Origin of the sequence: Chryseobacterium contaminans (genome assembly GCF_001684955.1) — a bacterium.
GTDB lineage: Bacteria > Bacteroidota > Bacteroidia > Flavobacteriales > Weeksellaceae > Chryseobacterium > Chryseobacterium contaminans.
On record NZ_MAYF01000112.1, the window covers coordinates 43,370 to 55,931 of the forward strand.

Sequence of the window (12,562 nt, forward strand, 5' to 3'; positions counted from 1 at the left end):
CTCTTTTTTGTTTTAGTCACACGAATCCACGAATATTTTTATTTATAGAATAATGGAAGAGAAAAAAGCTTCATTACTGACTGCCATTCTATGTAGGCTCATAATTATCAGCTAAAACATTCTGGCAATAAAAAGATGGTTTCGAGGGACCTGCTTATTTTGACTTTGTAGCAGATGCATTTTTGATATCAACAGTTAGTGTATAAGCCGGAGAAGAATCCGATTTTCTTATTTTATACTGTATCGTTTTACCATCCTTTGATTTTGTCTGGGTAGTGTCATATATATTTTCCATACAGCTTTCAGTAAGAAATTCCTCGTAGCGCTTATAATTCCAGTCTTTGGTAAAATACAGAACCCTGTAGCCTTTTTCACCTTCGCTGGCTCCACATCTTCCGCATGCATTAAGGTTGGAAGAGTGGTCAAAGTATAATAAAACCCGGTTTCCTTTTTCCCCGGAAATATAAGAGACCAGTTCATTTCCGCCATAGAGATTAATCACATCAAAAGTGTTGATTCTTTTGTTATTGGGTAAAGCCAGGTAATTATTATAGCGATAAATCATATCATTACCAGTAAATAACTTTGCTGGCTGAGCTTTATCTTTATTCTTAAGATAAAAACTTCCGGAAATAGGGTTCTTCTCAGTTTGATCCTGTCCAAATAAGATAGTTTCCTTTGGAACAAGAGCTTTTACAATTTCAGCTACTTTTTCAACATCCTGAGGAGAGTTGATCCTTTCTTTAAATTGCTTAGAAATCTGTTGATGTTTAGATCCGAAATTATATAATGACAGCTTTCCATAATCATAAAGTCCGGTTAGAGGAATTTTTTTCTGATATTTATCGTAATAATACCAGCCTTCTACAAAATGCTGATATAAATTGCAGTCCGGAATACCATCATAATGAAGCTGTAAGGTAACAGGAACTCCTGCAATTTCTCCTTTAAAGATCTGGGAAGAATCCGTAATTTGCTTTAATTCAACTTTCTGGCAGAAGAAAAAGGTCAGGCTGAAGGATAGCAATAGTATGAAAATCTTTTTCATGGCTGGATATTGCTGTTTTATATAAAAAAGTGAGCAATGGTATAGATCATTAATCCAACCAGTCCGCCAACCAAAGTTCCGTTAACACGGATAAACTGAAGATCTTTTCCTACTTCCAGTTCCAGTTTTTCACTCAGTTCTTTACCCTGCCAATTTCCTACAGTCGTACTGATGAGGTTTCCGAATTGATGAGTATTTTTCAGAATATATTTATAAGCCGTTACCCGAACCCAATGATCAATTTTATTCTGAAGGTTTTCATCTGTTTTTAGATTTTGTGAAAACTCATTCAGGTTTTTGGAAAGGTAATTTTTTAATGCAGAATGGTCTTCCTGAAGTTCTTTCATCAGTGTTTTCTTGATAGAAACCCAAATATCATTGGAATATTCACCCAGCTTATCATTTTTAAGAAGCCCGTTTTTAATGGTTTTAAATTCCTCATCCCATTTAGGGTCTTCCTTAAGATCAACAGAAAACTCATGAATTTTTTGAGTGATTAAAGCCCTTACCTCATGTTCCGGATTTTCTTCTATTTCTTTAAAAAAATCAGATAGCCCATCCGCAATCTTATCTGCAATTTTATTGTCAACAAAGGATGGAATGAAAGAATAGCTTCCTTTTTTCACCCTATCCTTAATCATCTCATCATTTTGAATAATGTATTCTTTAATCTGTTTTGAAAGGTTGGTAATAATCCTTTGATGATCATTTTTTTCCAGAATATAGTTAATTCCGTTGCCCACCACTTTGTTCAGCTTGATGTCATCAGTCATTTCCGATACTTTTTTACTGATAAACTGACTTACCGTAGAATCATCAAGTTTATTGAGAATATCAAGCACAATATCCGAGAGATTTCGGATCAGAATATCCTGGTTTTTTTCCTTGGCAAGCCATTCTCCTGCAAAACCGGAAATCTTTATTTTTTGAATGTACGGCCGTATATTTTGAGGCGAAAGAAAATTGCTCACTACAAAATTTCCCAGGTTATCGCCGAGCTTTTGCTTACTGTTTTCAATAAGGTTCGTATGAGGAATGGGAAGTCCGAGAGGATGACGAAATAAGGCAGTAACCGCAAACCAATCGGCCAAAGCACCTACCATGGCTGCTTCTGCAAAAGCACGCACATAGCCAATCCAATGAGAGGAATCAGACTTTTGCATAATGGTTGTCACAATGAAAATAAGAGCCATAAGAACAAAGAGTCCGGTGGCAAATGCTTTATATTTTCTAAGCTGTTTTCTTTTTGCTTCGTCATTCATATTCTCAAATTTACTAAATTTGGTTATCAAATCATCCAATATTTGAACCACAAAAGGCACAGGAGTTTTATTTGAAGAACTTTAGAGTAGTTAAGGAGGTTCAACATGATGTCTCATAAGTACTTTTTAAACTTAAGTGTTTTTAAATATACCATCACTTGTAGTAAGAAATACATATTAAAATTTATGATGAGATTTTTAGTTTCACTCATTATATTAATTATTCTGCAAGGATGTACACAGAAACAGCAACCTATTAAAATAACTTCTATGGAAAATACAGAAGCAAAAAACAATCCATATTACTCAAGAACTGATACTACAAAACTGAATATCTCTAATGAAGAATGGAAGAGAATTCTGGCTCCGGATCTTTATGCAATTTCAAGAGAAGCGGCTACCGAAAGAGCTTTTACCGGGAAATATAACGATTTCGATGAGCTAGGAGATTATTATTGCGCCGTTTGTGGCAATCACTTATTTCGTTCCACTTCCAAATTTGCAAGCAGCTGTGGCTGGCCAAGTTTTTTTGAGGCGGATAAAGAAGGCGTATATTATAAAAGAGATACTACTTATGGAATGGAAAGAGTAGAAGTGCTTTGCAAAAGATGTGACTCTCATTTAGGACATGTGTTTGATGATGGTCCAAAACCTACAGGATTGAGGTATTGCATGAATTCTATCAGCCTGGAATTTGTTGGAGATTCTCAAAAATAATGAGCTTTATTTCACAGAATCAGGACGTTAAAGTTTCTTAAATTCAGTTAAACTTTTTAGACTTATAAGTGGCTGGTAACTATGTTTTTATAATTTTGCCCCACTAATTTGGTACTAATATATTATTGAATGAAAGGATTTTATGGCGTAATAGGCCTTGTTTACATGGTGACGACTTCATTCTACATTTCTCCAAGAGCAGTGGTGAAGAATGAAAACATCAGCATAACAAAGACGGAAAGAGTAACTGACACGAAATCTGAGAAGAATGCTACTACAGCAGTATCTTCATCAGAAGCACTATACAAATCAATTGAATTTGATCCTGAACATGAACTGAACTATGAAGTCTTCTCTAAAGCATTAACAGGATTCGAAAATCTAAAGAAAGCAGGATTGCTTACTGATGAATCGCATTTATTAACCGTTTGCGATTTTTCTATGTCTTCCAATACCAAAAGACTTTGGGTGATTGATCTTAATGATAAAAAAGTATTGTTCAACTCACTGGTAGCCCACGGTAAAAATACAGGCGAAGAATTTGCCACGAATTTTTCTAACACGGAAAGTTCGCGACAGAGCAGCATGGGATTTTATATCACGGATGCAACGTACCAGGGAGACAATGGGTATTCATTAAGATTATTGGGAATGGATAAAGGGTTCAATGATGCAGCGTATAGAAGAGCCATCGTAATGCATGGAGCAGATTATGTAAGTGAAACATTTGCAGCAGTGCATAAAAGAATCGGAAGAAGCTGGGGATGTCCGGCAGTTCCCAGAGAGCTCTCGCAAGCTATGATTAATACAATTAAAGGGAGAAATTTATTATTTATCTATTACCCTGATCAGAATTATCTTTCCTCCTCGGAATGGTTAAAAGCATAAGAAAAAGCAGTCGAGCAGGCTGCTTTTTTTGTTCAGAACACTGATATTTGGTTTGATAATGAATAAACTTTCTATAATTGTTGTAAATCTAAAGAAATCTGTGGTTAATAAAAAAGTGTCTTATCAAATAGATTGTGCCAGTAAGTATAAAATCTGTATGATCAGTTCAATCAGCAAGAGAAAATAAAAATCCCTATGCAGAAGCACAGGGATTAAAATATCTTTATTTCAGAAACTAGCTGAACTTTTTGAATACCAGAGTCGCATTATGCCCTCCAAAACCAAAGGCATTACTCAAAGCAAAATTGATTTCTTTTTCCTTAGCTTCCCCGAATACAATATTAATATCTTTAGGTATACTCTCATCAATATTGTGAAGATTGATGGTTGGCGGAATAATACCATTCTGAATAGCTTTAATAGATAGAATAGCTTCAACGGCTCCTGCAGCTCCTAATAAATGCCCGGTCATTGATTTTGTGGCACTGATATCAAGGTTTTTGCTTCCTTTAAAAGCATTGTTAATAGCTTTTAATTCAATTAAATCCCCTAGCGGAGTAGAAGTAGCGTGTGGGTTAATATAATCTATATCTTCCATATTGGCACCTGCTTCTTTTACAGCGATCTGCATAGCTTTAATAGCCCCAACACCTTCCGGATGAGGCGCCGTCATGTGATAGGCATCCGCAGTCATGGCAGCTCCAGCTAATTCAGCATAGATTTTTGCTCCTCTGGCTACAGCATGCTCATATTCTTCAAGGACCAAGGCTCCTGCTCCTTCTCCCATTACAAAACCATCTCTGTCTGCATCATAAGGACGGCTGGCTGTTGTAAAATCATCATTTCTGGTAGACATGGCTTTCATAATAGAAAATCCGCCTATTGAAGCCGGAGTAATAGCCGCTTCAGAACCACCACTGATGATTACTTTTGCCTTTCCAAGACGGATGTAGTTGAAAGCATCCATCAATGCTGTATTTCCCGTTGCACAGGCAGAAACTGTTGTATAATTAATTCCCTGAAGTCCATATTTCATAGAGATCATTCCCGAAGCCATATTGGCAATAAACTTAGGAACAAAGAAGGGATTAAAACGTGGTGTACCATCGCCATTAGCAAAATCCATTACTTCCTTTTCAAAAGTCCACATTCCGCCTTGTCCTGTTCCCCAGATGACTCCGGAATCGAAAGGATCCATATTTTCAAGATCTAATCCTGAATCCTGTATGGCTTCTGCTGAAGCGTACATTGCATATTGCGTAAAAAGATCACTTCTTTTGATTTCGTTGTGGGTAAGATGTAGCTTTGGATCAAAGCCTTTCACTTCACAGGCAAAATGTACCTTAAACTTTTCTGAATCGAAATGAGTGATTAGCCCTGCTCCGCTAGCTCCGTTAATGCTGTTGTGCCAAAATTCTTCGACATTATTTCCCAAGGGTGTCACTGCTCCCAATCCTGTAATGACAACTCTTTTCATATAGTTGATTATTTAAAACTGATTAGATTTCCATGAGGTAAAGTGTATTTACCCATGTTTCATTTTACTGCTTTTCTTTATCATTCTGTTTTCCGTTTGCAATATTATCATTTTTCTTTCGCTGCAGACGAATAAACAGGTATATTATTTATAGCATAATGAATATTTTTTATATAAAATATAGCTGATAGCTACTTTTCTAAGATCATTGTTACTCCTTGTCCACGGGCTGCACAAATGGAAATAAAACCTTTTCCGCTACCTTTTTCATTCAGAAGTTTGGCTAATGTAGCTATGATTCTTCCTCCTGTAGCTGCAAAAGGATGGGCTGCTGCAAGGCTGCTTCCTTTTACGTTCAATTTATTTCTGTCAACTTTTCCAAGGGCTTTTTCCAATCCGAACTGTTTAGCCAGATCATCATTCTCCCAGATTTTGAGAGTTGCCAGTACCTGAGCCGCAAAGGCTTCATGTATTTCGTAATAATCGAAGTCCTCAAGATTCATTCCTGCTTTTCTCAGCATTCTGTCTGCTGCAAATACAGGTGCTAAAAGCAGATTCTGTCTGTTTTCCACATATTCTATTCCTGCAATTTCAGAGAATGTAATATAAGCCAGAATAGGAAGATCATTGGCTTTTGCCCATTCTTCACTGGCTAATAAAATAGCAGAGGCACCATCTGTAAAAGGAGTGGAGTTTCCTGCTGTTAAAGTTCCGTTTTGTTTATCAAAGGCCGGCTTTAATTGAGATAATTTTTCAAGGCTGGTATCTCTACGCAAATTATTGTCTTTTTCGAGGCCAAACGCCGGAGTTATCATGTCATCAAAAAATCCTTCATCATAGGCTTTGGCCATATTCTGATGACTTCTAAAAGCCAGTTCATCCTGATCTTCTCTTGAAATTTTATAATATTTTGCAGTTATTTCGGTATGTTCTCCCATCACCAAACCTGTTTTAGGCTCTTGCCCTTTGTAAGGGATAGGCATCCAGTCTTTGAGTTTTGGACTTAATAATTGCTTGAGTTTTCCAAATACAGATTTCTCTTTATTTGCTTTCAAAAGAGCTTTTCTCAATCGGGGAGAAGACTCAAAAGGAATGTTGCTCATGGCTTCTACACCACAGGCTATACCACTTTCTATTTGCCCAAGAGCAATTTTGCTCCCAATATAAATAGCCGCTTCAATTCCGGTATCACAAGCCTGCTGAAGATCACAGGCCGGAGTTGCAGGATCAAGGGAAGTATTCATTACGGTTTCTCTGATGAGGTTACTTTCGGAAATGTGTTTGATGACGGCACCGCCGGCAACCTCTCCAAGTAATTTACCTTTTAATTGATAACGGTCTATCAATCCATTCAGGGAAGCCAGTAAAAGATCCTGGTTTCCTTTTTCGGAATAGGCGGTATTCATTCTGGCAAATGGGATTCTGTTGTATCCTACAATAGCCACTTTTTTTGTTTCCATAGTATATCATTTATGATGGAAGAAGAGTGAGTTCATGATCGATCATGTCTTTGACCTTATCCAAAGCCTGGTTCAGAAATTTTTCATTATCCATGGTTTTTGAGAGCAGAATTCCACCCTCAATAAGCATAATGAAAAGTGCAGCATATTCATCAGCATTTGCAGAACCTTTCAATTCATTATTTTTCTGTCCCTGAACAATTACTGCAGTTATTTTTTCCGTCCATAGTGTAAAGGATTTCTGAACATATTGTTTAAGTACAGGAAAAGAATCATCAGCTTCTGTAGCTGCATTCATCAATGGGCATCCACCGTTTGAAAATACTGAACGCCAGTTTTTTCTGTAAAATGCTACAAAGGCATGAAGCTTTTCAGTTGAAGTCGGGTACTGATCTCCAAGAGAATGACTCATTATTTTACTCAGTAGTGCGGCATTGTATTTATACACTTCAATTGCTACCTGATCTTTATTCTCAAAATTTCCATAGATGCTTCCTTTCGTAAGCCCGGTTGCCTGGGTTATGTCTGACAGGGATGTAGCATTATAACCTTTAGTATTGAATAAAGTAGCTGTTTTCTCGATGATAAATTGTTTTGTCTTTTCTGCCTTTGACATTTTTAATTAGTTAATTATGATGCAAATATACAAAAATATACCAAATGGTATATTTTATTTAAAAATTAAGTCTGAGGACTTATCAGAACTCAGACTTATAATATTTTAAAAGACTTTTTAAGCTAAAGTAGCATTGAGTGTAATTTCAAAATTGAAGGCTGCACTTACAGGACATCCTTCTTCTGCGATCTTGGCATATTTTTGAAACTCTTCTTCAGAAATTCCCGGAACTTTGGCTGTAAGGGTTAATTCAGACTTTGTAATTTTTCCAATGCTTGGATCAAGAGTGATAACTGAAGTGGTAGTTAGTTCTTCAGGAGTGTAGCCTGCCTGAGAAAGCTCAGCACTTAATTTCATCGTAAAACATCCGGCATGGGCAGCAGCCAGTAATTCTTCTGGATTGGTTCCCACGCCCTCTGCAAAACGGCTGTTAAAAGAATATTGAGTCTGGTTTAAAGTTGTACTTTGAGTCGTGATATGTCCTTTTCCTTCTTTAATGTTACCGTTCCAAACGGCTGTTGCATTACGTTTCATACTGTTGGGTTTTGATTAATATTAATTGATATTGATGAAAAATGTTTCGTATAAAGATACAAAAAAGCATTGTTTAAAGCATATTAAATTAAAGAAGCCGGCTTTTGTTCTGATATGCATACCAAAATGAAGTAAAAAAAACAATCAATAAGTTTTTACATTGATATTATTTTATCAAATTTACAAAGATTTGTGCCGCGAACGATATTTTAACCCTTTTTCAATAATGCCTTCATGAACGGACTAGAAAATATTCTTAGAGAAATAACTCCACTATCTCCTGAAGATAGTTTTCTGGTATTTGACAGGATTAAAGAGTCATTTGACTTTCCCTATCATTACCATCCGGAGATTGAAATTAATTTTGTGTACAAAGGAAAGGGATATCGCAGGATGATTGGGGACCATACAGGTGAAATTGGAGATATAGAGCTAGTGTTGGTAGGTCCCAATTTACCTCATTGCTGGGCAAATTATAGATGTAAATACAAAAAGACTCACGAAATTACCATACAGTTTAATCAGGATTTTTTTAACCAGACATTGATGCAGAAAAATATCCTGAAACCTATCAATAATCTTATTAAAGACTCAATCAGAGGGATCTTATTTTCCAAAGAAACTGCTGAAAAACTAAAAGACTCGTTTCTCAATCTTTCCAAGATGAATAGTTTTGAGTCTTTCATAGAAATTATGAAGATTCTTAACGAGTTGGCTATTGCGGAAGATAAGATACTTTTATCATCTTATAGTATTGATTCTGAAACTTTTGATGATAATGACAAGATGAAGATAATCCATGATTTTGTTCATAATAATTTTGAAAATAAAATTACTCTGGACAATGTAGCTTCATTAGTAAATATGAGTAACGTAACCTTCAATAGATTCATAAAAAAAAGAACAGGAAAAACATTTATCAATTACCTTAATGAGATTCGGATAAGTTATGCTGCCCGATGGCTGATGGAAAAAAACCTTACCGTTTTTGAAATTGCTTTTGAAGCCGGATTTAATAATATCGCTAATTTTAATAAAGTCTTTAAATCTATTAAAAAGACCACTCCAACCGAGTTTAAGGAACAATTTAAGGGAGTGAAAAAAATTGAATAATATTTTTCTGTTTGACAATTTCTTAGACTTCATAAACCTTTTTATCATCCTGACCATAGGCTAAAGTTTTCTCGTATTATAGTTCAGAAGTGAAAATCATGATGTAAAAAAGTTTTTAAGTTTGTTTTTCTGTTTCAAAATACAGCAAATTCCAGATTGTATTTTCTGATTCAGTTTAAAAAAAGTAAAATAATTCCTCTTTTTTGATTGTTTTGGATTTGGTTTAATTTGTTGATATATAGGTTTTTATGTGTGCTTTAATTAATGATCTGAAAAAATAATATCGTTTTATGATAAAATAGTATTATATCGGACTGTTTACAAAATTTAGATTTGTTAATGTGAATTAAATCTTAACCAAACTTTAAATAATTTAATACATAAACCACAAAATATTGCTAAAAAAACAATAAACTTTTGGGTATTAAAATATAAAGTAATGTCATTGATTCTCAATTAAATCTAACTAATCTAAACCTTATGAGAAAAGCAGTTATACCGGTTCTATTTGTTTTTTCCCTTTCTGCCACTGCACAGGAAAAAAAAGCGGCCGACACTACGAAGACAACCGATATTCAGGAGGTCGTGGTCACCTCTTTGGGGGTTAAAAGGCAAGCTCGTGCTCTTACCTATTCTAGCCAGCAGATTGGCGGAGATGAGCTGACAGAAGTGAAGACTCCCAATTTTTTAAACTCAATCAGCGGAAAAGTTTCCAATGTACAGATCAATAGAACTAACGGTGTAGGAAGCTCGGTAAGGGTTTTAATGAGGGGAAATAAATCAGCCAGTAGTAGTCAGCCATTATATGTAATAGATGGTATTCCTATTATTAACAGTGTTGGAAAGGCTCCTGAGTCCAGCCAATATTCTTCAATGCCAGATGCAGGAGATGTCTTAAGCTCGATTAATCCGGATGATATTGAAAGCATCAATTTCTTAAAAGGAGCCTCTGCCTCTGCTCTTTATGGCTCTATTGGGGGGAATGGAGTGATCTTAATTACCACTAAAAAAGGAAAAGTAGGTAAAAGTTCTATAAGTTATAATACAAGTTTTACAGTAGATCAGGCATATAGTCTTCCCAAGCTGCAGCATAGTTATCTTTCTTATGATCCCGCAGTTTCTGGCCAGGCTCCAGGTATTTCCAATGAAAGCTGGGGAGCAAAAGGGGCTTCTAAGGATTATCTAAAAGATTTTCTACAAACTGGTACTACATGGGTTAATAGCCTTTCTTTCCAGTCAGGAACCGAAAAATCAACGAATTATTTCTCCATAGGAAATACTACTAATAAAGGGATTGTTCCTTCTTCTTATTTCGATCAGTACAATGTCTCTTTTAGAAATTCCAGTAAATATCTGAATGATAAATTAACTTTAGATGCTAACTTTATTGGCTCTTTACAAAACAGTATCAATAGACAGACTCCTGGTATTTCTTTCTCTCCTTTAGTGAGTTTGTATTGGTTGCCTAGAGGCGTAGACTTTGATCAATATAATAATAGTAACTACTCTTATATAGATAAAACGAGATTATTGCCTGGACAAAACTGGTGGGCTATAGGCCCAGACGGAAAGTTCAATGGAAACCCAGCAACACAAAACCCTTACTGGATATTAAACAGAGACAAAGTTACCGTTAACAATAAAAATACATATAGTGCTATATCATTAGCATATCAAATCAATCCGTGGTTATCGGCAAGAGTAAGAGGTAACTACAGCTGGAATATTACAGATAGCCAAAGAGAAGTTTCAGCATATTCAGATCCAAATCTTATTACGAGTAATGGAACTAATGGAAGATTTCTTCAAAATAAATACGAAAATACATCTACTTACGGAGACGTTTTATTAGTAGGGAATCCAAAATTAAATGAAGATATTTCATTAGATTTTACAGTGGGTGGAAGTATCAATACCTCAAGAAATAGAGTAACTGAAATTGATAATGCATATTTGGCGATTCCGAATTTATTTACCATCAGTAATTTGCAATGGAATGTAAACAGGAGCGTAGGAGATGGTTTCCACAATATAACTTACAGTACCAAAAAACAAATACAATCGGTTTTTGCAAGTGCATCTTTGGGGTATAAGAATATGTTTTATGTAGATATGACCTTTAGAAATGATTGGGATTCTACTTTGGCTTTAACAGGAACTAATGGGTACGATTATGAATCTGTGGGTGCTAATGCTGTATTATCCTCTATATTCAAACTCCCTGAAACCATTAATTTTTGGAAAATAAGAGGGTCTTATGCTACCGTAGGATTAGGATTGCCTCCCAATTTAGCAACTGCAACAGATCCTTATACTACTGTTTATGGATATATTGTAGATGCAGGTCAGATTGTAAAGCCTAAATACTCACTTGTAACAGATCCTGCTTTCAAAGAATTATTTGCAAAGCCGGAACTCAATAAAACTTTTGAAGCGGGTACTGAACTAAGATTATTTAAAAACCGCTTAAGTTTTGATTTCACCTATTACAACTCAAATGCTTCCAATCAGCTTTTGACACTTGATATTTCTTCTAACTTAGGAGGATTACCATCCGGTTCCTATTATGTAAACGCTGGAAAAATACAAAATACAGGTTTTGAAGCCTCTCTATCCTATAAAATATTCGATTCAGAAAAATTCGGTTGGACCGCTAATTTAAATGGGTCAATGAATAAAAATAAAATTGTAGAATTATTTCCATCGAGAATAAATGTTCCGGAAAGTCAACTCCTAGCACTTACTGGTGGAGGTGCTTATACAAAACTTAAATTAGGCGGATCTTTCGGAGATATCTACGGGATAAAATTCCTGAGAGATGACCAAGGGAGAATTTTAGTGGATGCTGATGGTAAACCTATGGCAGATAAGCAAATTGGCTATTTGGGTAATCCGAACCCTAAATTTATGTTAGGGTTTAATAACTCTTTTAATGTTGGAAAAGTGGGGATCTCTTTTCTTATTGATGGGAAATTCGGAGGTCAGGTTCTGTCTCTTACAGAAAAAGCAAATGATCTGCTTGGGGTAAGCCAGAACAGTGCTTCTGCAAGAGATGCAGGGGGAGTAGCGATCCCGAACGCGGTATATGCACCAGGAACACCAAATGCAGGAGCTGCTTATACTGGTTTAACGGATGCTAAAGCTTATTATAAAACAATAGGAGCAAACCAGGAAGGAGCAGGAATTGATGAGGCCTATATCTATAGTGCGACTACTGTAAGGCTGCGCCAGGCATCTATAGGATATACTTTTGATATCAAATCTAGCTACCTAAGGAATGCAACAGTAAGTATCGTGGGAACAAATCTATTTTTCTTTTATAAAAAAGCACCGTTTGATCCTGAACAGGTTTCAGGGAACACACCCGGTGGTGTAGGAGTAGATTCTTTTGGTATACCTATTACCAGATCTATCGGATTATCATTAAAAGCTAACTTCTAAATATTG

Annotated in this window: 10 protein-coding genes; 4 read left to right on the plus strand and 6 right to left on the minus strand. The window is 35.7% G+C overall.

Going from position 1 to position 12,562, the window contains the following annotated elements; translation table 11 throughout:
* Positions 1-154: 154 nt before the first annotated feature.
* Both BBH99_RS08085 and BBH99_RS08090 read right to left on the minus strand, forming a co-directional pair.
* The gene (locus tag BBH99_RS08085) at positions 155-1,048 is read right to left on the minus strand and encodes a hypothetical protein (RefSeq protein WP_066694377.1); all 894 of its coding nucleotides are present in this window, start codon (positions 1,046-1,048) and stop codon (positions 155-157) included.
* Positions 1,049-1,065: 17 nt separating this feature from the next.
* A complete protein-coding gene (locus tag BBH99_RS08090; protein ID WP_066694382.1) occupies positions 1,066-2,310 on the minus strand; it encodes a DUF445 domain-containing protein in 1,245 nt (414 codons plus the stop codon).
* A gap of 270 nt (positions 2,311-2,580) precedes the next feature.
* Between BBH99_RS08090 and msrB the strand changes: the two genes are divergently transcribed.
* On the plus strand, positions 2,581-3,027 hold the full coding sequence (msrB, locus tag BBH99_RS08095) for a peptide-methionine (R)-S-oxide reductase MsrB (RefSeq protein WP_394333768.1): 447 nt from the start codon (positions 2,581-2,583) through the stop codon (positions 3,025-3,027).
* Positions 3,028-3,156: 129 nt separating this feature from the next.
* Positions 3,157-3,915 (plus strand): murein L,D-transpeptidase catalytic domain family protein, encoded by a 759-nt coding sequence (locus BBH99_RS08100; protein ID WP_066694388.1) that lies wholly within the window; start codon positions 3,157-3,159, stop codon positions 3,913-3,915.
* A gap of 235 nt (positions 3,916-4,150) precedes the next feature.
* Here BBH99_RS08100 and fabF read toward each other — a convergent pair whose 3' ends face one another.
* From fabF to BBH99_RS08120, 4 genes are all read right to left on the minus strand, one after another.
* Positions 4,151-5,392, minus strand: coding sequence for a beta-ketoacyl-ACP synthase II (gene fabF / locus BBH99_RS08105; protein WP_066694393.1), 1,242 nt, complete (start codon positions 5,390-5,392; stop codon positions 4,151-4,153).
* A 191-nt stretch (positions 5,393-5,583) separates the two neighbouring features.
* Entirely contained in the window at positions 5,584-6,852 is a 1,269-nt protein-coding gene (locus BBH99_RS08110) for an acetyl-CoA C-acetyltransferase (protein ID WP_066694396.1), read from the minus strand.
* 10 nt (positions 6,853-6,862) lie between these two features.
* Positions 6,863-7,468, minus strand: coding sequence for a TetR/AcrR family transcriptional regulator (locus tag BBH99_RS08115; protein ID WP_066694400.1), 606 nt, complete (start codon positions 7,466-7,468; stop codon positions 6,863-6,865).
* Between the two features lie 117 nt (positions 7,469-7,585).
* Positions 7,586-8,002 (minus strand): OsmC family protein, encoded by a 417-nt coding sequence (locus BBH99_RS08120; protein ID WP_066694404.1) that lies wholly within the window; start codon positions 8,000-8,002, stop codon positions 7,586-7,588.
* 234 nt (positions 8,003-8,236) lie between these two features.
* Between BBH99_RS08120 and BBH99_RS08125 the strand changes: the two genes are divergently transcribed.
* Complete coding sequence (locus BBH99_RS08125) at positions 8,237-9,115, plus strand: AraC family transcriptional regulator (protein ID WP_066694406.1); 879 nt, start codon at positions 8,237-8,239, stop codon at positions 9,113-9,115.
* Positions 9,116-9,595: 480 nt separating this feature from the next.
* On the plus strand, positions 9,596-12,556 hold the full coding sequence (locus tag BBH99_RS08130) for a SusC/RagA family TonB-linked outer membrane protein (RefSeq protein WP_083188780.1): 2,961 nt from the start codon (positions 9,596-9,598) through the stop codon (positions 12,554-12,556).
* Positions 12,557-12,562: the final 6 nt, after the last annotated feature.

Excerpts from the sequence above, each read along its gene's own strand:
- BBH99_RS08130 (WP_083188780.1), top strand. The coding sequence starts at position 9,596 with ATGAGAAAAGCAGTTATACCGGTTCTATTTGTTTTTTCCCTTTCTGCC.
- fabF (WP_066694393.1), bottom strand. The coding sequence starts at position 5,392 with ATGAAAAGAGTTGTCATTACAGGATTGGGAGCAGTGACACCCTTGGGA.
- msrB (WP_394333768.1), top strand. The coding sequence starts at position 2,581 with ATGGAAAATACAGAAGCAAAAAACAATCCATATTACTCAAGAACTGAT.
- BBH99_RS08110 (WP_066694396.1), bottom strand. The coding sequence starts at position 6,852 with ATGGAAACAAAAAAAGTGGCTATTGTAGGATACAACAGAATCCCATTT.
- BBH99_RS08120 (WP_066694404.1), bottom strand. The coding sequence starts at position 8,002 with ATGAAACGTAATGCAACAGCCGTTTGGAACGGTAACATTAAAGAAGGA.
- BBH99_RS08090 (WP_066694382.1), bottom strand. The coding sequence starts at position 2,310 with ATGAATGACGAAGCAAAAAGAAAACAGCTTAGAAAATATAAAGCATTT.
- BBH99_RS08125 (WP_066694406.1), top strand. The coding sequence starts at position 8,237 with ATGAACGGACTAGAAAATATTCTTAGAGAAATAACTCCACTATCTCCT.
- BBH99_RS08100 (WP_066694388.1), top strand. The coding sequence starts at position 3,157 with ATGAAAGGATTTTATGGCGTAATAGGCCTTGTTTACATGGTGACGACT.
- BBH99_RS08115 (WP_066694400.1), bottom strand. The coding sequence starts at position 7,468 with ATGTCAAAGGCAGAAAAGACAAAACAATTTATCATCGAGAAAACAGCT.
- BBH99_RS08085 (WP_066694377.1), bottom strand. The coding sequence starts at position 1,048 with ATGAAAAAGATTTTCATACTATTGCTATCCTTCAGCCTGACCTTTTTC.